We start from the raw sequence: 19,366 nt of genomic DNA, 5'->3' as shown, positions 1-19,366 counted from the left end.
ACGGGCCCTGGGGTGCGTGCGCGGCTCACGATCCGGCGGGCGGGAGGGCGTAGGCGACGGTGCCGAGGTCGTGGAACTCCCAGCCGTCGGGAGTGAGGTCCTCGCATTCCTCGAGGTCTTCGGCGCAGACGATGGCGTCGACGGTGGAGGGGTCGGCGGGCTCCTCGCCGGGGACGATCGATTGCAGAGCGACGATCTCGGTGTCCTCGGGGAGGAGGATCCACCACGGGTACTCCCAGGAGTCGTTGCCCTGCACGAGGCCCACGCGTTCGGGTTCGGCGGCCGCGACGGCGGCGGCGGCCTCCTCGTACTGGGGCAGCCATTCGCGGCGGCGGACGAAGCGCTCCTCGATGTCGGTGAGGCTGAAGACGGACCAGGTTCCGGCGAGGCGCCGGGGGTAGCCGTAGGCGACGGTGAGGACGCCGGCGAGGGAGGCGGCGACGGCGATCACGGTGACGAGGACGCAGGCGGCGCGGCGGCGGCTCCGGTCGCGGGCGGTGGCGGCGAAGCCCTTCACGAGGCCGGCGGCGAGCAGTCCGGCGGCGGGGGCGCCGAGGACGACGAGGAACATGACGAGCCGGTTGATCCAGGGCTGCCAGGAGACGGTGCAGACGACGCCGATGAAGGCGATGACGAGCGCGGCGGCGTAGGCGCGGCGCAGCCGGGGGCCTTTGACCGCGAACCAGGCGAGTCCGGCGACGGCGGCGAGGCCGGTGACGGGGAACGCGGCGCGGTCTTCGTCGGGGTACCAGGCGGGTACGGGGAATTGGGTGGAGCCGAAGGTGATCCGGGGGTCGTTGGGGTCGACGCCCATGAGGCCGGCGAGGCCGCTGATCGCGGCGGCGAACGCGTCGGAGAGGAAGAACAGGGGCGTGTCGAGGTTGGTCTGGGCGATGCGCAGGCCGTTGATGAGGAGCAGGCGCGGGTCGGCGGTCTGGACGCCGATCGAGTCGCGCAGCACGTCGGGGCCGAGCGGGTGCCCGAAGGTCTGCTGCATGCGGACGAGGAACGGCCCCACCAGGATCAGGGCGATGGCGAGGACGGCGAGGGAAGCGGCCACCGTGGCGGCGCGGGCTATGGCGGCGCGCGAGGCGTCGGAGCGGGAGCACTGCTGGGGGTTGCGCCCGCAGAGGCAGGGGCGGCGGCGGTGGCCGTCGCGCACGAGCCGTCCGATGCCCCACACGAGCAGCAGCGGGGCGGCGGCGAGCAGCCCGGTGCTCTTGGTGACTGCGATGAGGCCCAGCGCGAGCCCGAGGTAGAGGGCGTCGGAGCGGGGGGCGGCGACATGGAGGATCCCGCTCGCGTCCCCGGGTCGGGTGAATTCGTCGAGCACGATCGTGGCGAGGCACGCGACCCAGGCGGCGGCGACGAGGTCGACCTGGGTGCTGGAGGCCTGGAGGAGCACTTCGGGGGTGGTGGCGAGGATGAAGACGGTGGCGAGCTGGGCGACGGGGCCGCCGCCGAGCTGCGCGGCGATCCGGGAGGCGGCGAGGGCCGCGCCGATCGCGGCGAGGTACTGCAAGAGGTTGTAGGCGCCGTCGCCGCCGGAGAGGAGCCGCACGTGGGTGAGGAGGTATTCGGAGCCGGGCCCGATGTCGACCTGCCGGTGGATGTCCGTGGGGTAGACGGCGACGCTGGCGTTCTGGATCCAGTGCTCGATGCGCGGCAGGTGGTAGGTCTGGGAGTCGAAGTTGTTGGGGGACGAGCCGATCGCGAGTACGGCGACGCTGATGGCGAGGATCGCGATGACGCATCCGAGCGCCCACTGCCAGGCGGGGGCCGCGGCGGCGGCGGACTTGGTGCGCCGCCAGGTGCGGCGGGTGGCGCCGCGGCGGGACCGCAGTTCCTCGCGGAGGGCGTCGAGCGGCTGGCCGCGGCGCGCGAACGGCCCGGAGCCCTCATCTGGGGTTACGTCCCGAACGCAGCGGGCGAGCACGGCAGCGATCACGGCGATGGTCGCGGCGATCCACGCGATGAGGACCGTCGGCGCGGTGAGCGCGGTGAAGGCGGAGGCGACCTCGACGACGCCGATCGCGTACGCCCCCAGCAGGATCGATGCCCGCACGACGGCGAGCCTCGCGGGGGCCAGGACGGCTCCGTCGCGGGGGCGGAGGGCGTAGGCGAGCGCCGGAAGCAGTATCAGGAGCCACAGAACGAGCAGCACCCGTTCATTCAACACGACCAGGATTCAACACGAGCCGTCCGGCCGATGCCGTCCTGGCATGAGCGCGTTATGGTTGTGCAATCTTGTTCGATCCGCGGGGATGGAGCAGCAATGCTGTTGTCGATTCTCGTTCCGGTCTTCAATGAGGAACGCCTCGCTGCCGGAACGTTGAAAGAGCTGCTCGCAGTGGAGTTCCCCTGCGAGACCGAGATCGTTGCCGTCGACGACGGCTCCCGCGATCGCTCCTGGGAGGTCTTGCAGACCTTTGAGGACAATCCGCGGGTGCGGTTGATCCGCCACGACCGCAACAAAGGAAAGGGCGCGGCGATCCGCACGGCGGCCAAGGCCGCCCAAGGCGACTACGTCGTCGTGTTCGACGCCGACGGCGAGTACGACGCCGCCGACCTGCCCCGGCTCCTCACGCCGGTGCTCGACGGCAAGGCCGAGGTGGTCTACGGGTCGCGCTCGTTCGGCTCGCACTCGGCCTACTCGTTCTGGTACGTGATGGGCAACAAGGGCATCACGCTCGCGGCGAACATCCTCTTCAACTCGTACATCTCGGACCTGGAGACCTGCTACAAGCTCCTGCCGCGCCAGATGTACCTGGACTTGAACATCCGCTCGGGCGGCTTCGGCATGGAGGCCGAGCTGACCGCGAAGCTGCTCAAGCAGGGCATCCGGCCGTACGAGGTGCCGATCTCCTACACGGCGCGCAGCCGCGAGGAGGGCAAGAAGATCACCTGGACCGACGGCGTGCAGGCCCTCTGGCTCCTCGGCCGCGAACGCGTGCGCCGCACGAAGCGCTAGCCGCCCCTCGGGTCAGCCCGCGGTGGTCCGCCACTGCTGGTTCACATCGTCGGCCGTGCACGGACTGAGCGTCGGCGCCGGGTCGGCGACCGTGAGGCAGTAGTTGCCGTCGCCGGAGGCGCGCACCTGCCAGAAGTCGGCGTCTTCGGCCTCGTCGGTGCGCAGGTACGTGAACTGCCAGGTCGTTTCCCCGCATCGTTCGGCGAGATTGAGGTGCTCCTCGTCCCACCAGATGCATTCGGTGATGGTCTCGCTGCCGTTGGGCCAGTTGTCGTATTCGTACGAGTGGGCGATGCTCACCTCGTCGCCTTCGGTGACGAACGCGAACTCGTCGATGCCGTTGTCATCGCACAGCCCCATTTGCGCGCTCGGCGGCGGCGTGTCGTGGTAGCCGACCAGGCAATCGCCCGTCGCCGCGCTCACCAGGACCGACGTGCCCGGGAGCGGCGGCGCCTCCTCCTCGCTCACCGCCTCGCTCGTCGCCTCGTCGGCGGTCGCGGGCTCGGTCGCCTCCGGTGCGCCTCCCTCGGCCGTCGGGTCCTCGCTCGCGCCTTGGCCTCCGGGCTCGTCCTCGTCGAAGAGCCGCATGGTGCCGATCGTCAACGCGACGGCGGCGATCACGGCGGCGAGGCCCCACAGCACGCCCCTGCCGCGGCGGCGGCGCGGCCGCTCCGGTTCCGGGGCGGCCGGCATCGGCGCGGTCGGCCGCACCGGCGGGGACGACGACACCAGTAGGTCCACTGTGGTGCGGTTGGATTCGGCGGGGGCCGGTTTCGTCTGCTGCACGGCCACTCTGCATTCCTGCGCGAACATCCCGGCTGAGGCCGGGCGGTCCGCCGGGTCCTTCGCCATCGCCCAGTCGACCAGCTCGGCCGCGACCGGCGGCACGCCCGGAGGCAGCGGCGGCGGCGCCTCGTGCAGGTGCCCGGTGATCACCGCGGCGGGCGAGTTCCGATCGAACGGGATGGCGCCGCTGAGGCATTCGTAGGCGATGACCCCGAGCGAGTACAGGTCCGACGCCCCGGTCAGGTCCTCCCCGCGCAGCTGCTCGGGCGAGGCGTACCCGACCGTGCCAAGGACGGTCCCGGTGGCCGTCAGCGCGGTCTGGTCGCGGCGCAGCGCGATCCCGAAGTCCAGAATGGTCGGTACGCGCTTGGCGTCGACGATGATGTTGGCGGGCTTGATGTCCCGGTGCACGATCCCGGCCTGGTGCGCCACCTCCAGCGCGTCCGCGATCTGGGCGAGCAGCGGCAGCACCCGCTGGGCGGGCATCGGCGCGTGCCGCTCGATCACGGTGTGGAGCGACTGGCCTTCCAGGAACTGCATGACCAGGTAGGTCATCGCTTCGCCGTGCTCGTCGCGTTCGGCGCGGATGTCGAAGATCTCGACCACGCCCCTCGCCCGCAGCGCCGCCACCGTGCGCGCCTCCTCGACGAAGCGGCGCTGGAAGCCCTCGTCGTCGGAGAGCGCCGGATGCAGGACCTTGAGGGCGACCGGCCTGCGCAGGATGGTGTCCTCGGCCCGCCAGACCTCGCCCATCCCCCCCCGCGCCGATCCGTTGCCGAAGGAGGTAGCGGCTGCCAAGCAGCACACCGGGTCTCGTGAGGAGCATGGCGCCGATTATGGCCGCGTCCGACCACTACTGGACGTTCATGGTGAATCGGCAATGCGTGACAGGCCAGGTCGGGGCGGCCTGCTTGGCACTTCGCCGCACCCGCCGCTTTCCAGGGGCAAGCGGTGGTACTCCGCCGTGTTCCCAGCGAGGTTGGTTCTGGGTCGGGGTTCAGGCGGTCAGCGACGAAGAGGCGAGTGACGGGGCGGGGTCGGGAGGCGGCGGTCGGCTCGGTTGGGGTTGGGGCGCAGTCGGTCAGGGTGCGCGGCGGGCGCGGGACGTGAAGGTTTTCGCATCGTGTGGGTGATGACGGTGGGGGGCGTATTGAGGATACTTGAGATACGTACAGGGACAGGGAATTCGTACAGGTGTCGAGTAGGTGTACGCAGACTACGACAAGCCTCTGGCTGAATCGACAAACCGACTTGTTTCGAGGCACTCAGCCCCCACCGGGGGTTCCAGACCTCATCCCCGTGCTATCGCCCGCAGCTGTCCGCGCCCCCGATGGGCCGTGACTGGGTGGACGGTTTCCTAGTTGGGATCACCCCAACCAGAAGGCAGTGCCGCACACGGTGGCATATGCGACCAGAGCAAGACCCGCCAGCGTGACCGGTAGTGCCATGCCGAGCAATGAGAGGACTCGGTTCCGCAGCACCAGCACGTCCATGGCGAGCACTCGTTCCGTCCGCGCGCCCCCATGCGCGAGAGAGGCCGTGCCTTCAGGACGGAACCCCAAGCAAGGCACGGCAAGCAGCGGGAGGCGATACCGCCGCCAGGCAGACACCGGGGCGGCCACATCGGTCAGGCAGGCGTGGAGGGCAAGAACGCCCTCCCCCCTCAGGCAGGACGTGGACAGGCAGAGGCCCGCGCCGAGGAGCTCGGCGCGGCGGCGCTTTCCATGAGCAGCCACGGCAACTCGGAAGGAGGTGAATCGACCATGCGGAATGCGGCCATGCCATCGAATCGACGCAGCGAAAGCCACGGCACCGGCACACCGATCCAGCGGCGAAAGCCACGGCGACCGCGGACCGATCCCCGGGACCACACCCGACCGGCCTTCGCCATTTCCGCGGTTGCAGTGCCCATCGGCCATCACCCCGGCCACATCGGCCGCCGCAGCGACAACGGCAATGGCCCGGGATCCCGGCCGGGGTCCCGGGTGCCCCGGCCACGGCAATCCACCCGAGTTCCGCCGTCGCCGTCGCTGATCGCTCTGACCGCGACCGGCAACCAGTCCTCGCCGCAGCGTCACATCCCAGGATTGGTCCTCGCCGCTCTGTCGCTGACTGCTTGAACCGCGACCGAAGACCGGCCCCAGACCTCGCAGTCCTCCTTGGCCTGCTGCCACGATCGACGATTGGGGCAGGTCATCGCCTCGCCTTTCATTCGTCTCCAGCGCACCATCGGCACGCGATTCGCAGTCCCATCGCGATGTTGAAGCGGGCGGACGAGGTCAGTCCTCGAGGAGCACCACGTCAAGGCGGCGGGGGCCGTGCACGCCTTCGACGCGTTGGAGTTCGATGTCGCTCGTCGCCGAGGGCCCCGAGATCCAGGTCTGCGGGGCGACTGGGTCGAGCATCGGCAGCGCCTCAGCCAGGTGGCCCACGATCTGCTCGCGCCGGACCACCACCACATGGTGGTCCGGCACCAGCGTGATCGCCCTTCTGCCTTGGGCGGCACCGGTATCGAGCATGATCGTGCCGGAAACCGCGACGGCGGCGGCGCAGCCGGTCAGGACCGCGTCCGTCCCATCGAGGTCCGCAGTGGACAGACCAGTGTCGGGGACGAACTCGGCCCCGCCGAGCCGCCAGTCCTCGGGGAGGTCGGCGGGCACTACGACGCGCTTCGCATCACCGAGCGCGGCAGCGATCGAGGCGAGGCCGTGGTGGACGTTCGCCTTGTAGTCCACCAGCCGGTCGATGAGCATCGCGGTGATGTCCGCATCCGCGTCCAGCGAACGCCGGTACTCGCGCGGCGGCACCGGGGCCTCGCCCGCGCCGTCGAGGGCCCGGCGCATCCGCGCCAGGATCTCCTCGCGCGCAGTCGGTCTCGCGCTCATCGCTGCCGCTCCTTCCACCAGTCCCGGAAGTCCTCCTTCGGCGGCACGGGCAGGTCCCGGCTCACCGTCCACTTCGATCCGGGCCACGGGAGCCTGCGCAGGAAGCCCTTGCGGCGCCACGGCATCGACCCGATCCTCGCGGCCTTGAGCGCCGCCCGCCACAGCCTCGGCCGCGCCATCACCGCTTTCGCGGCGCGCATCGCGGCCCGCTCTCCCGCCTGGTGCGGACCCTGCTGGCGCAGGTGGACCAGCACCTCGGGGATGTTGATCTTGACCGGGCAGACCTCGTAGCAGGCCCCGCACAGGCTTGAGGCGTAAGGCAGGTCGTCATGCCTGCCCGGTTCGAGCTGCGGCGCGAGGATCGCGCCGATCGGACCCGGATAGACGTGCCCGTAGGCGTGGCCGCCCGTGCGCTCGTACACCGGGCACACGTTGAGGCACGCGGAGCAGCGGATGCACGAAAGCGCCTGGCGGCCGACCTCGTCGGCGAGCACGCCGGTGCGGCCGTTGTCGAGGAGGATGACGTGCACGTCCTCCGGCCCGTCGCCTTCGCGCGCACCCGTCCACACCGAGGTGTACGGGTTCATCCGCTCCCCTGTGGAGGATCGCGGAAGCAGCTGCATGAACACCTCGAGGTCCGCGAAGCGCGGCAGCAGCTTCTCGATGCCCACGATGCTGATCAGCGTTCGGGGCATCGTCAGGCACATGCGGCCGTTGCCCTCCGATTCGACCACGACCAGTGAACCCGTCTCGGCTACAGCGAAGTTCGCGCCCGATACGGCCACCTTCGCCGACAGGAACCGCCGCCGCAGGTGCTGCCGCGCGGCCTCGGCCAGCGCGGCCGGCTCGTCCGTCAGGCCCTTCGGGGCGTCACCCATCTTCTGATCGAAGATGTCGCGGATCTCGGTGCGGTTGTAGTGGATCGCGGGCACGAGGATGTGGCTGGGCTTGTCCTCGGCGAGCTGGACGATGAGTTCGGCCAGGTCGGTCTCGAAGGCCTTGAGGCCCACGGCCTCGAAGTGCTCGTTGAGCTCGATCTCCTGGGTGGCCATGGACTTGACCTTGACGACCTCGTCGGCTCCGGCCTCGCGCACGATCCGGGCGGCGATCTCGTTGGCCTCCTGGGCGTCCCGGGCCCAGTGGACGCGGGCTCCGGCGGCGGTGGCGTTGCGTTCGAACTCGACGGCGAGTTCGGGGAGGCGGTGCTGGACGTCGGCTTTGATCGCGGATGCGGTATCGCGCAGAGACTCCCAGTCGTCGAGTTCACCGGCGACGTTGGCGCGTTTGGCGCGGATGGTGCCGGTGGCGTGGGCGAGGTTCTTGCGGAGCTGCGGCATGCCGAGGGCGACCTTGGCGGCCTTGGGGAAGGGCGCGTCGGCGGGGATGAGCGAGGCGGCCGGGACGATGCGGGTGCTCATGCGGTGCTCGCGAGGATCTCGGCGTAGTGGATGGGGCGGGGTCCGCCCGCCCGGAAGATGCCACCGCCGATGTGGGTGAGGCACGAGTTGTCGGCGGCGGCGAGGTACTCCGCGCCGGTGTCGGCGGCGTGGCGGCATTTGTCGGCGAGCATCGCGGAGGAGACCTCGCTGTTCTTCAGGGCGAAGGTGCCGCCGAAGCCGCAGCACTGGTCGGCGGCGGGCAGGTCGACGAGTTCGATGCCCTGGACGGCGCGCAGGAGGCGGAGGGGCTTGTCGCCCAGGCCGAGTGCGCGGGTGCCGTGGCAGGTGGGGTGGTAGGTGACGGTGTGGGGGAAGCGGGCGCCGACGTCTTCGACGCCGGCGACGTCGATGAGGAATTCGGAGAGCTCGTACACGTGATCGCCGATGTCGGAGCCGATGAGGTGCGGGTACTGGTCGCGGGCCATGGCGGCGCAGGACCCGGAGGGGGTGACGATCGCGTCGTATGCGCCGAAGACGTCTTCGAACGCGCCGGCGAGTGTCGCGGCGTCCTTCTTGTAGCCGGAGTTGGCGTGCATCTGGCCGCAGCAGGTCTGGGCGGCGGGGAAGTCGACGTCGTAGCCGAGGCGTTCGAGGATCTGGACGACGGCTTTGGGGGTCGCGGGGAAGAGCGCGTCGTTGACGCAGGTGATGAACAGGCCTACGCGGGGCATGGCTATCGCACCTCGGCTTCCGGGGTCGGGCGGCCGTCGGGGGGTCGCGGTGCGGACTGCGGCGGCCGGGCGCTTGCCGCTGCGCGGTGGTGTCGCTGGTCGGTTTCGTTCATCGGGTCGCCTTGGCGCGCTTGGGTTTCGGGGCCGGTTCGGTGGTGCGGGCCGCTTCGAAGGCGGCGCGGTGCCGGATCCGGGAGCGTTCGAGGTGGCGGCGCATCGCCTCCTCGGCGGCAAGCGGTTGCTTGGCAATGATAGCGTCCGCGACCGCCAGGTGCTCCACCTCGGTCTCCCCGATCGACTCGGGCTCGATGTAGGCGCGGTGGAGGTGCAGGTGCGCGTCCAGGCGGCGGATCGCCTTCGCGAGCTGGGCGCTGCCGCTCAGCTCGGCGACGGCGTTGTGGAAGCGGGCGTCCGCCTCGGTGAACTCCAGCTTGTCGGCGCCCTCGCCGGGCGCGCGCGCGGCGTCCGTCAGCGCTTTCGCCTCGGCCGCAACGAGGCCGGAGGCGCGGCCCTCGGCGGCCCGCTTCGCCGCGCGCGGCTCGAGCATCATGCGGATCTCGAAGAGGTCGTCGAACTCGGCGGCGGACAGCAGCGGCTCCACGGTGTATCCGCTCAGCGGCCGCCGCGCGAGCAGCCCTTCGGACTCCAAGCGCGCCAGTGCTTCCCGGATCGGGGTGTGCGAGAACGCGAGCTGCTTGGCGAGCCCGTCGATGCTCAGCTTCGCCCCGGGGACCAGCTCGGAGCGCATGACCCGGGCCTTCAGCTTCGCGTAGGCCTCGTCCGCGAGCGTGCGCTTCTCGGGGGTCGCTGGTGTAGCCGTCATGCGCGCAATCCTATAGGATATGACGCGACGGCGCGGCTGAGCACTGCTCGAGCCGCCTCGACGCACCTTTTGCTCCCATAGGAGGCCCCCGTGGTCGGAGACCGGCACGCACTCCCCACCCGCACCCTCGGCGACACCGACGTGTCCGTGACCGCCGTCGGACTCGGCTGCGCCCCGCTCGCCGGGCTCTTCTCGCCCGTCGACCCGGCGGTCGCCGCCGCCACGGTCGACGCCGCCTGGAACGGCGGCATCCGGCACTTCGACACCGCCCCGCATTACGGCGCCGGGCTCTCCGAGGAGCGGCTCGGGAGCGCTCTCGCCTCGCGGCCGCGCGACGCGTTCACCTTGTCCACCAAGATGGGCCGCGTCCTCGTCGACCACGAAGGCCCTTGGGACATCTGGGGCGAGCCGAACGGCAAGGCCTCGGTCTTCGACTTCTCCTACCGCGGTGCGCACGACGCCCACCTCGGCAGCCTCGAGAGCCTCGGCACCGACCGCGTCGAGATCGGCCTCATCCACGACCCCGACGACCACGCGTCCGAGGCCCTCGCCGGGACGCACAAGGCGCTCACCGAGCTCAAGGCCGCCGGGCGCATCGGCGCCGTCGGCATCGGCATGAACTCGACCGATGCCGCGGCCGACCTGCTCTCGCAGGCCGATTTCGACGTGGCGCTCATCGCCGGGCGCTATACGCTGCTCGACCAGTCCGCCTTGGACCGGCTCTACCCCCTCTGCGTCGATCGCGGGGTCTCGGTGATCGCCGCCGGCGTCTTCAACTCCGGGATCCTCGCCGACCCCAAGCCCGGGGCGCACTTCAACTACGCGGAGGCCGACCAGCGGCTGCTGGCCCGCGCCCAGGCCATCGCCACGGTATGCGCCAGGTACGACACTCCCCTGCGCGCGGCCGCGCTCCAGTTCCCCGCGGCCCATCCCGCCGTCGCGTCGATCCTCGTCGGCGCCCGCAACCCCGGAGAGGTCGACGACGCCCTCGCCATGTACGCCCACCCCATTCCCGGCACGCTCTGGCACGACCTCAAGCGAGCCGGTCTGCTGGCCGAGGAGGCACCGGTTCCCGCATGAGCAGCTCACCTGTGATCGACGCGCACCACCACGTCTGGACCGCCGACTATCCGTGGCTCGCAAGCAAACCCGAGCTCGAGCCGATCCGCCGCGACTACGGCGTCGCCGACCTCCGCGCCAACCTCAAGGCCGCCGGGGTCGACCGCACGGTGCTCGTCGAGGCCGACTGGGGCCACCCCTCCGAGACCATCGAGTTCCTGCACCTCGCCGGGGCCGTGGACGAGATCGCCGGGGTCGTCGGCTTCATCGACCTGCTCGACCCGCGCCTGCCGAGCACCTTGGCGCGCTACGCGAACCACCCCCGCGCGCGCTACCTCGTGGGTCTCCGCGACCAGGTCCAGGGCCGCCCCGACCCGGACTTCCTCGCCCGGCCCGAGGTCATCACCGCGCTGAAGACCATCGCGGGCACCGTCCCCACCTTCGATCTCATCGTGCGAGTCGACCAGCTCCCGGCCGCCGCCAAGGCCGCCGCCGCCGTTCCTGAACTGGGGTTCGTGCTCGACCACCTCGGCAAGCCCCAGGTGCGCGAGGGCGACGCCGGGCTCAAGGCCTGGCGCGAGGCCGTGGCGCCGCTCGCGAAGCAGCCCAACGTGACCGCGAAGCTCTCCGGCCTCGTCACCGAAGCCGACTGGCGGCACTGGACCCCCGCCGACCTGCGCCCCTTCGCGCAGACCGCCCTCGAACTGTTCGGACCCGACCGCCTCATGTTCGGCTCCGACTGGCCCGTCTGCGAACTGGCCGCCACTTACACCCGCGTCAAGGACGCCCTCACCGAGGTGCTCGGGCGCATCGACCCCGACGTGTTCGGCGGCACCGCCGCCCGGACCTACCAGCTAGGAGAGCAATGAAGTACCTGCGCATCGGCCGGCCCGGTTTCGAGACCCCCGTGGCGTTCTCGGACGGCAAGTACTACGACCTCTCGGGTCCCGTCGGCGACATCGACGGCGCCTTCTTCTCCGAGCACAGCCTGGGGCGCGGCGGTATCGGCACGCTCGAGGGCTTCCCGGAGATCGACATCGCGGGCGAGCGCATCGCCCCGCCGATCGCCAAGCCCTCCGCGATCGTCTGCATCGGCATGAACTACGCCGCGCACTGCGCCGAGTCCGGCGCCGAGCCGCCCGCCGAGCCCGTCGTGTTCTACAAGCACCCCAACACGATCGTCGGCCCGAACGACGATGTGGAGATCCCCCGGGGGTCCACGCGCACGGACTGGGAGGTCGAGCTCGGCGTCGTCTTCAAGAAGCGGGCGTCCTATCTGGAGTCCGAAGAGGAGGCGCTGGAGTGCATCGCCGGGTTCGTCGTCGCGAACGACCTCTCCGAGCGCGAGTTCCAGATCGAGCGCTCCGGCGGCCAGTTCTCGAAGGGCAAGGCCTGCCCCACGTTCACGCCGCTCGGCCCGTACCTGGTCACCCCCGACGAGATCACTGACGTGCAGGCACTGCGCATGTGGTCCAAAGTGAACGGCGAGATCCGCCAGGACTCGAACTCGAAGGACATGATCTTCTCGGTGGCCCGCATCATCCACCACATGTCGCAGTTCATGGCCTTCGACGCGGGCGACCTGCTGCTCACCGGCACCCCCGAGGGCGTCGCGCTCTCCGGCCGCTTCCCCTACCTCAAGGCCGGGGACGTCGTGTCCGTCGGCATCGAAGGCCTGGGCAGCACCGAGAACCCGACGGTGCAGGCATGACGATCACGGCAGTGGACGTCCTCGACGTCCGCTTTCCCACCTCGCGGAGCCTCGACGGCTCCGACGCGATGAACCCCGATCCCGACTACTCGGCCGCCTACGTGGTGCTGCACACCGACAGCGGGCACGAGGGCCACGGGTTCACCTTCACGATCGGACGCGGCAACGACATCTGCTGCGCCGCCATCGAGACGCTCAGCGAGTACGTCATCGGCGCCGACGTCTACAGCGCGGCGGATCTCGCCGACCTGTACAAGCGCCTCACCCATGACTCGCAGATCCGCTGGCTCGGCCCTGAGAAGGGCGTCATGCACCTCGCGGCCGCCGCGCTCGTGAACGCCGCCTGGGACCTCGCCGCGCGCCGCTCCGGATATCCACTGTGGAAGTTCCTCACGCTCCTCACTCCGGAGGAGATCGTCCAGTCCATCGACTGGCGCTACCTCTCCGACGCCCTCACTCCCGATGAGGCCCTGGCGATGCTGCGCGAGGCCGAACCGGGGAAGGCCGAGCGGATCGAGGAGATCGAGCGGGACGGCTACCCGGCGTACACCACCTCCCCCGGCTGGCTCGGGTACGACGACGAGAAGGTCGTGCGGCTCGCCCGCGAGGCCGTCGCCGAGGGGTACACGCAGATCAAGCTCAAGGTCGGCGCCGATCTCGAGGACGACCGCCGCCGCTTCGCCGCCGCCCGCTCGGCTGTCGGCCCGGACATCCGGATCGCGGTCGACGCGAACCAGCGCTGGGACGTCGGGCAGGCCGTGGCGTGGATGGAGGCGCTCGCCGAGTTCGACCCGTGGTGGATCGAGGAGCCCACGAGCCCGGACGACGTGCTCGGGCACGCCGCGATCCGGCGGCGGGTCGCCCCGATCAAGGTGGCGACCGGCGAGCACGTCCACAACCGGGTGATGTTCAAGCAGCTGCTCCAGGCGGGCGCGATCGACTTCCTGCAGCTCGACGCCGCGCGCGTCGCCGGAGTGAACGAGAACCTCGCGATCCTGCTGCTGGCCAAGAAGTTCGGTGTCCCGGTGTGCCCGCACGCGGGCGGAGTGGGCCTGTGCGAGCTGGTCTGCCACCTCTCCATGTTCGACTACACCTCGGTGAGTGCGACCATGGAAGACCGCGTGATCGAATACGTGGACCACCTGCACGAGCACTTCACCGCACCCACCGTGATCAAGGACGGCCGCTACCAGGCGCCGACCGAACCGGGCTTCTCCGCCGAGATGAAGCGCGACAGCCTGATTCGGTTCTCCTATCCGCACGGTCCTGAATGGAGGAGCAACTGATGAGCGGCACCAACGGCTTCGCGGGCCTCACCGCCGTGATCTCCGGAGGCGCCTCGGGCATCGGCGCGGCCGCGGCCGACGCCTTCGCCGAACGAGGCGCCAACGTCGCGGTGCTCGACCTCAACGAGAGCCCGAAGCACTGGTCCCACAAGTGCGACGTGTCCGACGACAACCAGGTCCGCCTGGCCGTCGCCGCCGTCAAGGAGCACTTCGGGGGCGTCGACATCGTGGTGAACAACGCCGGGATCGGCGCGGTCGGCACCGTCGAGGAGAACTCCGACAAGCAGTGGTTCCGCGTGCTCGACGTGAACCTCCTCGGCATGGTCCGCCTCTCGCGCGCGTGCCTCCCGCACCTGCGCGAGTCCGCGGCCCCGGCGATCGTGAACACCACCTCGATCGCCGCCCTGACCGGGCTCGTCAATCGCGCCCTGTACTCGGCGTCGAAGGGCGCGGTCCACTCGCTCACCCTGGCGATGGCCGCCGACCATGTGGCCGAAGGGATCCGCGTCAACTGCGTCAGCCCCGGCACGGCCGACACGCCGTGGGTGCAGCGCCTCCTCGAGCAGGCCGAGGATCCGGCCGCCGAGCGCGCCCGGCTCGAGGCCCGCCAGCCGACCGGCCGCCTCGTGAGCCCCGAAGAGGTCGCGGCCGCGATCGTCTACCTCGCCGACCCTCACAACAAATCCCTCACCGGCACCAGCCTCGCCGTCGACGGCGGCCTCGCCGGCTTGCGGATCGTCCGCTAGCCCTTCCCTAAAGAATCTCTCCAGTTTCATTGCAGCGCAAGGGTAATGCATGTCCCCTCGCACCACATTCGGTTGCCTGCTCCCCCTCAAATGGGAGGAGGGTCACCGAGGGCATCCTTCGCCGCGCCGCCACGCGTCTCCTCGGTGCACGGAATACAGCAAACCAGCTGCAACCGTGTCGAACTCGGGAGAACGCGGCGCAAACAGGCGCTGCACGGCGAAAGGTGCTCATATGAGCGGCGAGAAGATCGAATCGATGAAGCGCCGGTTGAAGTCCGGAGCGGCGATGGCCGGTGTAGCGGTGGTCGCGGGCCTGGCCCTGACCGCCGGCTCGGCGCAGGCCGAGACCAACACCGACGCCGAGATCATGGCCGGCGGGTGCGCCTCAGGCTACTTCTGCGGCTGGGAGGACAGCGGCTACAGCGGCGACAAGTGGGTCAACTGGCGCGTCGGCGGCGTCGGAACCGTGTACGAGATCGACGGCTGGGACGGCGACAACGAGATCTCCTCGTTCTCGAACGAGTCGGGCAGGAAGCTCCGGCTCTACAACGGCGACAACGCCTCGGGCTTCTCGATCTGCATCGGCCCGGGCGACGACGTCCGGAACCTGAACGACGAAGGCGCCGGCGGCGGCGCGTACAACGACTGGATGGAAAGCATCAAGGTCGTCGCGTCCTGCTGAGCGGCGCATGAGCCGGGCCGCGGCGGTGCCTTGCCGCCGCGGCCCGGCTTCTTCCGTGCCGCGCGTCAGGACCCGGTCGTGATGCGGAAACGGTTGCGGTAGTCCGTGGGGGTCGTGTCGAGGACGCGGCGGAAGGCCCGGACCAGGGTGTCCGTGGTGCCGAAGCCGCAGGTCGTCGCGACCGGGTCGAGCGTGTCGGCCTCCGCCCGGGGACGAAGGCCTTGGCACGGTGTCCTTCTCGGCGATGGCCGCGGCGACTTCCTTGATGGCGCTGCGAATCAGGTCGCCGTAGGGGCCTTCGGGAAGTGCCGGGGCGGCCTGTTCGGCCGCGCCGATGTGAGTCTCGGCGGTCTCGAAGGAGCCGAGGCGGCGGTAGTCGTCGGCGAGGTTGAGATGGAGGGACGGGTAGAAGCCCGTGATCCGCAGGCCGGCGTGATGGGCTTGCACGCGTTCGTCGGTCGCGGCGTCGGCGGCGTCGAGGGCGCGAACGTCCCAGGCGAGGGCGCTGGCGGCGTCGTCGTAGAGGTCGGCCATGGAGTGGGCGAGCGTGCAGCGGTGCAGCGGGTCGCCGGTGACGCCGATCTGTTCCCAGAGGTCGAGCAGTGCCGTTCGGGCAGAAACGATGTCGCCGTTCTGGCCTTGCATGACGGCTCGGCCGACGGCTTCCATGACCTGGTCTGGAGCGGCGGGTGTCTCGGTCATGGGCCCATCCTCCGTGACAGGTGCGACATCTTCCTCCCGGCCGTCACACTTCGCGGCGCTGTTCCGTCCTCTGTGTGTACGCCCGAGAGGAAGGAACCCCGACATGACCGACTTCCAGGCCATCGCCGACCGCGTGGAGATCGAGGCGCTGCGAGCCGAGTACTCCGACGCGGCCATGATGCGCGACTACGACCGGCTCGCCTCGCTGTTCGCCGAGGACGGCGCACTGCGGATGCCGAACATCCCCGTCGAGCTGGAGGGCCGCGAGCAGATCCAGGCGTGGGGCCGGCGCGCACCCACCTTCTGGCGCTATTTCATCCAGACCTCGCATCCGGGCGTGATCGTGCTCGAAGGCGACACCGCGACCGGCCGCGCCTACATCCAAGAGCTCCTGGAACTCAACGACCACGGCGGGCATCAGAACATCGCGGTCTACCACGACCGGTACGCGCGCACCGCGGACGGATGGAGGTTCAGCGAGCGCGTGTACGAGGTCCGCTACGTCGACTCCGCTCCGCTCACGGGAACGGGCACCATCGTTCCCGTTCCGCCGCACGGCGATTGATCAAGAAGCGCGGCGGAGGGAACCGACGGCGCGGGTGGATCGAGCCGAGGAGTCGGCGGCTGCGGGCAGCAATGACCGGAGCTTTGAACCGAGGTCATCGCGGCCGCGACCGGCGACCGCATCGGAAGGAGGTGGTTACGCACTGCAGCCGAGGGACCTTGAGGGAGCGCCGGGTCACAGTCGTGGATAGGCTGGGGAGCATGGATGCTGCGTCGTTTCTCCGCCATTTCCGGCGCGAGCTCGACGCGTTCGGTGCCTGCCTGGCCGGCGGCGACCTGGACGCGCCGATCGAGCACGTGGACGAGGCCCGGACCCTCGCCGAACTCGCCGCGCACGTGGGCACCGCGAACCTGTTCGCCGCCGCGGCCGTCACCGACTGGGACGGCAGGCCCGAGCCGCCCGACGCCGACCCGCCGAAGGTCCCCGAGGACCGGTACGAGCTGACGCGCTGGGTCGACGGCACCGGCGAGGTGCTGCTCATGTCGCTCGACATCGACCCTTCGGCCCCGGCCTGGGGCTACTACACGCCGCCGACCGCCGGGTACTGGCAGCGTTCGCGCGCGGTCTCGATGATGCTGCACCGGTGGGACGCCGAACGTGCCATCGGCGACGCGGGCCCGCTCGACGCCGAGCTGGCGTGCGAGGGGATCTCGGAGGTCTTCGACGTGCTGGCCCCCAGGCAGATCGGGCGCGGCAAGGCCTGGCCGCCGGACGTGTGCATCCGCTTGGACGCCACCGACACCGACGACTGGTGGGTCTTCGGCCCGGGCGAGCCGGTGGCCGACATCGCGGGCACCGCGGGCGATCTCCTGCTCCTGCTGCGCGGCAGGCGAACCCCGGCCGACGACGTGTTCCGCTGGACGGGCGACCGCAACGCGGCACTCGCAGTGCTAAAGGGCCCCTTGGCCTAAGAGCCGAGAGCGCACGCCGCCTGCGCCACCGCCGAATGCGCGAGCCGAACAGGATCAGCAGCGACGCGCAGGATCGCGCGGCGGGAGGGCGGGCCGCGGAGCGCGCGGTCGGGAAGGCGCGGCACCGCGATGAGCCGCGACCGGCGAGCGCGGCTGCCGGCTATGCCGGAGCACGCGATTCGCAAGCAGGCGTTGGTGAGGGCGCAGAGGCGGTCGGGGGATCGCCTTGCGGCGCTCGGCGCCTCGGCTTACACCTCGCTCGGCGCTGCGGCTTCGATGACCTCGTTGAGGATTTCGCGGGAGCGCTGGAGGTCGGCGATGGCGCGGTCGATGCGTTCGCGTTCGGCCGTGAGGTCCGCCGCGAGGGAGGCCGTAGCCGCCTCGTTCGGACCGCCGTCGTGGTCGCGCATGCAGGGCAGGATGCTGTCGATGACGCGGCTGTTCAACCCCGCCGCGTAGAGCACCTGGATCCTGATGACCCGGTCGACCGCCCGCTCCGGGTACTCGCGGTGCCCGCCCGGGGTACGGTCGGACTCCAAGAGGCCCTGCTCCTCGTAGTAGCGCAGCGACCGCACACTCACGCCGGTCCGGCGGGCCAGTTCCCCGATGCGCATGGCGTGCCTCACAATCCCTTGAACCTGACATTGGCGTCAGGTTCTACGGTACCGCCATGACGAACGAAACCGCACCTGTCGAACCCACGGCCCAGCACCTCTTCCAGCCCGCCCGCGTCGGCGCACTCGACCTGCCCAACCGCCTGGTCATGCCACCGATGAGCCGCAACCGCGCGCCCAGGGGCGTCCCCACACCCCTCATGGCCGAGTACTACGCGCAGCGCGCCTCCGCGGGACTCATCATCGCCGAAGCCAGCTCCCCCAGCCAGGTCGGCTACACCTACCCGAACATCCCCGGCCTCTTCACCGACTCCCAAGTGGACGGCTGGCGCGGCGTCACCGGCGCGGTCCACGCGAACGGCGGCCGCATCTTCCTCCAGATCGAGCACGGCGGCCGCATCGGCCACCCCGACACCAGCGGTCTGATCCCAATGGCGCCCTCCGCGATCGCCCTCCCCGGGTACATCCACACCCCGAACGGCCACGGCGAACCGCCCGTCCCGCACCCCATGACCACCGCCCAGATTCGCGCCACCATCGACGACTTCACCGCCGCCGCCCGCAATGCCCTCCGCGCCGGAGCCGACGGCGTCGAAGTCCACTCCGCCAACGGCTACCTGCTCAACCAGTTCCTCGCCACCAGCACCAACCACCGCACCGACGAGTACGGCGGCTCCATCGCGAACCGCATCAGGTTCGTCGTCGAAGCCGTCGAAGCCGTGGCCGCCGCCATCGGCCCCGAACGCACCGGCCTGCGCCTCTCACCCGGCAACCCCCACAACGGGATCGACATGGACGACGCCGACCAGCTCTTCCCGGCCCTGCTCGACGCGCTCGCACCGCTCGGCCTCGCCTACCTCCACCTCGCCTACGCCTCCCCCACCCCGCTGTTCGCGGCGCTTCGCCGGAGCTGGCAGGGCATATTGATCGCGAACCCGTCGAATCCCGAAGCGCCCGAGGCGGATCCGATCCCGGCCGACGGCGGCCTGGCCGCGGCGGCGCGCATCATGGACGCGGGCGCGGACCTGGTGGCCATCGGCCGCCCGTTCATCGCCAACCCCGACCTGGTCGAGCGCCTGCGGACCGGCGCGCCCGTCAACCCGCTCCGCACCGACCTGCCGCTCTACGGCGGCGGGGCCGAGGGCTACACCGACTATCCGACCCTGCTCTCGCTCGAGTCGGCCGAAGCATGAAGCGTCGGGTCCTCGCCGTCCAGCTGCGAGGACCCGAACCGGCTTGCGCCGGAACGGCTCACGTCCACGAGCGGGCCTTCACCAGCAGGTAGCCGTGGGAGGACGCCAGCTCGGCTTCGGCCCGCCCGAACGCGCCGCCAGAGACAGGGTGTTGATCGGCGGGATCTCCGGTTCGAGCAGCGCGACGATCTCCCCCGAGGCCAGGTCCTCGGTGCACCGGTACGCCGGCAGCACCGAGGCCCCTCCCGAGCTCTTCACCGCCGCGAGCACCCCGCGCGCTAGTCCTCTATGGATTCCGATGGGCCAATTGGCGAGCCGCGGC

The 19,366-nt window shown here is 70.5% G+C and carries 18 protein-coding genes and 2 pseudogenes; 10 read left to right on the top strand and 10 right to left on the bottom strand.

Features of this window, described 5'->3' with window-relative positions; genetic code table 11:
• Positions 1 to 25: 25 nt before the first annotated feature.
• Entirely contained in the window at positions 26 to 2,179 is a 2,154-nt protein-coding gene (locus O1R50_RS16845; RefSeq protein ID WP_270111284.1) for a hypothetical protein, read from the bottom strand.
• Between the two features lie 96 nt (positions 2,180 to 2,275).
• Here O1R50_RS16845 and O1R50_RS16840 point away from each other — a divergent pair, with 96 nt between their 5' ends.
• The gene (locus tag O1R50_RS16840; protein ID WP_270111283.1) at positions 2,276 to 2,971 is read left to right on the top strand and encodes a glycosyltransferase family 2 protein; all 696 of its coding nucleotides are present in this window, start codon (positions 2,276 to 2,278) and stop codon (positions 2,969 to 2,971) included.
• 12 nt (positions 2,972 to 2,983) lie between these two features.
• Here O1R50_RS16840 and O1R50_RS16835 read toward each other — a convergent pair whose 3' ends face one another.
• The 5 genes from O1R50_RS16835 to O1R50_RS16815 form a co-directional block, all read right to left on the bottom strand.
• Positions 2,984 to 4,555, bottom strand: a complete 1,572-nt coding sequence (locus tag O1R50_RS16835) for a serine/threonine-protein kinase (protein ID WP_270111282.1) — start codon at positions 4,553 to 4,555, stop codon at positions 2,984 to 2,986.
• A 1,481-nt stretch (positions 4,556 to 6,036) separates the two neighbouring features.
• Entirely contained in the window at positions 6,037 to 6,642 is a 606-nt protein-coding gene (locus O1R50_RS16830) for a LutC/YkgG family protein (RefSeq protein ID WP_270111281.1), read from the bottom strand.
• The gene (locus O1R50_RS16825) at positions 6,639 to 8,060 is read right to left on the bottom strand and encodes a LutB/LldF family L-lactate oxidation iron-sulfur protein (protein WP_270111280.1); all 1,422 of its coding nucleotides are present in this window, start codon (positions 8,058 to 8,060) and stop codon (positions 6,639 to 6,641) included. Before O1R50_RS16825 ends, O1R50_RS16830 begins: the two co-directional genes overlap by 4 nt.
• Positions 8,057 to 8,752: a (Fe-S)-binding protein gene (locus tag O1R50_RS16820; protein WP_270111279.1), complete on the bottom strand. Its 696-nt coding sequence runs from the start codon at positions 8,750 to 8,752 to the stop codon at positions 8,057 to 8,059. The genes O1R50_RS16825 and O1R50_RS16820 overlap by 4 nt, the downstream gene beginning before the upstream one ends.
• A 109-nt stretch (positions 8,753 to 8,861) precedes the next feature.
• Positions 8,862 to 9,575, bottom strand: coding sequence for a GntR family transcriptional regulator (locus O1R50_RS16815; RefSeq protein WP_270111278.1), 714 nt, complete (start codon positions 9,573 to 9,575; stop codon positions 8,862 to 8,864).
• Positions 9,576 to 9,665: 90 nt separating this feature from the next.
• On the opposite strand from O1R50_RS16815, the gene O1R50_RS16810 reads away from it, so the two are divergent.
• From O1R50_RS16810 to O1R50_RS16785, 6 genes are all read left to right on the top strand, one after another.
• On the top strand, positions 9,666 to 10,655 hold the full coding sequence (locus tag O1R50_RS16810) for an aldo/keto reductase (RefSeq protein ID WP_270111277.1): 990 nt from the start codon (positions 9,666 to 9,668) through the stop codon (positions 10,653 to 10,655).
• The gene (locus O1R50_RS16805) at positions 10,652 to 11,503 is read left to right on the top strand and encodes an amidohydrolase family protein (RefSeq protein ID WP_270111276.1); all 852 of its coding nucleotides are present in this window, start codon (positions 10,652 to 10,654) and stop codon (positions 11,501 to 11,503) included. The genes O1R50_RS16810 and O1R50_RS16805 overlap by 4 nt, the downstream gene beginning before the upstream one ends.
• On the top strand, positions 11,500 to 12,345 hold the full coding sequence (locus O1R50_RS16800; protein WP_270111275.1) for a fumarylacetoacetate hydrolase family protein: 846 nt from the start codon (positions 11,500 to 11,502) through the stop codon (positions 12,343 to 12,345). Before O1R50_RS16805 ends, O1R50_RS16800 begins: the two co-directional genes overlap by 4 nt.
• Positions 12,342 to 13,631, top strand: coding sequence for an enolase C-terminal domain-like protein (locus O1R50_RS16795; RefSeq protein ID WP_270111274.1), 1,290 nt, complete (start codon positions 12,342 to 12,344; stop codon positions 13,629 to 13,631). Before O1R50_RS16800 ends, O1R50_RS16795 begins: the two co-directional genes overlap by 4 nt.
• Positions 13,631 to 14,377, top strand: coding sequence for an SDR family NAD(P)-dependent oxidoreductase (locus O1R50_RS16790; RefSeq protein ID WP_270111273.1), 747 nt, complete (start codon positions 13,631 to 13,633; stop codon positions 14,375 to 14,377). Before O1R50_RS16795 ends, O1R50_RS16790 begins: the two co-directional genes overlap by 1 nt.
• Before the next feature lie 232 nt (positions 14,378 to 14,609).
• A complete protein-coding gene (locus O1R50_RS16785) occupies positions 14,610 to 15,059 on the top strand; it encodes a peptidase inhibitor family I36 protein (RefSeq protein ID WP_270111272.1) in 450 nt (149 codons plus the stop codon).
• 65 nt (positions 15,060 to 15,124) lie between these two features.
• On the opposite strand, the pseudogene O1R50_RS26400 reads toward O1R50_RS16785, so the two are convergent.
• A pseudogene (locus O1R50_RS26400) lies at positions 15,125 to 15,262 on the bottom strand (AraC family transcriptional regulator); the annotation flags it as partial.
• A gap of 1 nt (position 15,263) precedes the next feature.
• A pseudogene (locus O1R50_RS26395) lies at positions 15,264 to 15,761 on the bottom strand (hypothetical protein); the annotation flags it as partial.
• Positions 15,762 to 15,864: 103 nt separating this feature from the next.
• Here O1R50_RS26395 and O1R50_RS16780 point away from each other — a divergent pair.
• A complete protein-coding gene (locus O1R50_RS16780; RefSeq protein WP_270111271.1) occupies positions 15,865 to 16,326 on the top strand; it encodes a nuclear transport factor 2 family protein in 462 nt (153 codons plus the stop codon).
• 200 nt (positions 16,327 to 16,526) lie between these two features.
• The gene (locus tag O1R50_RS16775) at positions 16,527 to 17,237 is read left to right on the top strand and encodes a maleylpyruvate isomerase family mycothiol-dependent enzyme (RefSeq protein ID WP_270111269.1); all 711 of its coding nucleotides are present in this window, start codon (positions 16,527 to 16,529) and stop codon (positions 17,235 to 17,237) included.
• 248 nt (positions 17,238 to 17,485) lie between these two features.
• On the opposite strand, the gene O1R50_RS16770 is transcribed toward O1R50_RS16775, so the two are convergent.
• The gene (locus O1R50_RS16770) at positions 17,486 to 17,851 is read right to left on the bottom strand and encodes a MerR family transcriptional regulator (RefSeq protein ID WP_270111268.1); all 366 of its coding nucleotides are present in this window, start codon (positions 17,849 to 17,851) and stop codon (positions 17,486 to 17,488) included.
• Between the two features lie 56 nt (positions 17,852 to 17,907).
• Between O1R50_RS16770 and O1R50_RS16765 the strand changes: the two genes are divergently transcribed.
• Complete coding sequence (locus tag O1R50_RS16765; RefSeq protein ID WP_270111267.1) at positions 17,908 to 19,044, top strand: alkene reductase; 1,137 nt, start codon at positions 17,908 to 17,910, stop codon at positions 19,042 to 19,044.
• Between the two features lie 78 nt (positions 19,045 to 19,122).
• Here O1R50_RS16765 and O1R50_RS16760 read toward each other — a convergent pair whose 3' ends face one another.
• The gene (locus O1R50_RS16760) at positions 19,123 to 19,302 is read right to left on the bottom strand and encodes a hypothetical protein (RefSeq protein ID WP_270111265.1); all 180 of its coding nucleotides are present in this window, start codon (positions 19,300 to 19,302) and stop codon (positions 19,123 to 19,125) included.
• Positions 19,303 to 19,366: the final 64 nt, after the last annotated feature.

Origin of the sequence: Glycomyces luteolus, assembly GCF_027622875.1 — a bacterium.
Lineage (GTDB): Bacteria > Actinomycetota > Actinomycetes > Mycobacteriales > Micromonosporaceae > Glycomyces > Glycomyces luteolus.
This window is presented reverse-complemented; position numbering and strand designations above follow the sequence as displayed.

Excerpts from the sequence above, each read along its gene's own strand:
- O1R50_RS16800 (WP_270111275.1), top strand. The coding sequence starts at position 11,500 with ATGAAGTACCTGCGCATCGGCCGGCCCGGTTTCGAGACCCCCGTGGCG.
- O1R50_RS16840 (WP_270111283.1), top strand. The coding sequence starts at position 2,276 with ATGCTGTTGTCGATTCTCGTTCCGGTCTTCAATGAGGAACGCCTCGCT.
- O1R50_RS16795 (WP_270111274.1), top strand. The coding sequence starts at position 12,342 with ATGACGATCACGGCAGTGGACGTCCTCGACGTCCGCTTTCCCACCTCG.
- O1R50_RS16765 (WP_270111267.1), top strand. The coding sequence starts at position 17,908 with ATGACGAACGAAACCGCACCTGTCGAACCCACGGCCCAGCACCTCTTC.
- O1R50_RS16785 (WP_270111272.1), top strand. The coding sequence starts at position 14,610 with ATGAGCGGCGAGAAGATCGAATCGATGAAGCGCCGGTTGAAGTCCGGA.
- O1R50_RS16815 (WP_270111278.1), bottom strand. The coding sequence starts at position 9,575 with ATGACGGCTACACCAGCGACCCCCGAGAAGCGCACGCTCGCGGACGAG.
- O1R50_RS16805 (WP_270111276.1), top strand. The coding sequence starts at position 10,652 with ATGAGCAGCTCACCTGTGATCGACGCGCACCACCACGTCTGGACCGCC.
- O1R50_RS16820 (WP_270111279.1), bottom strand. The coding sequence starts at position 8,752 with ATGCCCCGCGTAGGCCTGTTCATCACCTGCGTCAACGACGCGCTCTTC.
- O1R50_RS16780 (WP_270111271.1), top strand. The coding sequence starts at position 15,865 with ATGACCGACTTCCAGGCCATCGCCGACCGCGTGGAGATCGAGGCGCTG.
- O1R50_RS16770 (WP_270111268.1), bottom strand. The coding sequence starts at position 17,851 with ATGCGCATCGGGGAACTGGCCCGCCGGACCGGCGTGAGTGTGCGGTCG.
- O1R50_RS16790 (WP_270111273.1), top strand. The coding sequence starts at position 13,631 with ATGAGCGGCACCAACGGCTTCGCGGGCCTCACCGCCGTGATCTCCGGA.
- O1R50_RS16825 (WP_270111280.1), bottom strand. The coding sequence starts at position 8,060 with ATGAGCACCCGCATCGTCCCGGCCGCCTCGCTCATCCCCGCCGACGCG.
- O1R50_RS16775 (WP_270111269.1), top strand. The coding sequence starts at position 16,527 with ATGGATGCTGCGTCGTTTCTCCGCCATTTCCGGCGCGAGCTCGACGCG.
- O1R50_RS16830 (WP_270111281.1), bottom strand. The coding sequence starts at position 6,642 with ATGAGCGCGAGACCGACTGCGCGCGAGGAGATCCTGGCGCGGATGCGC.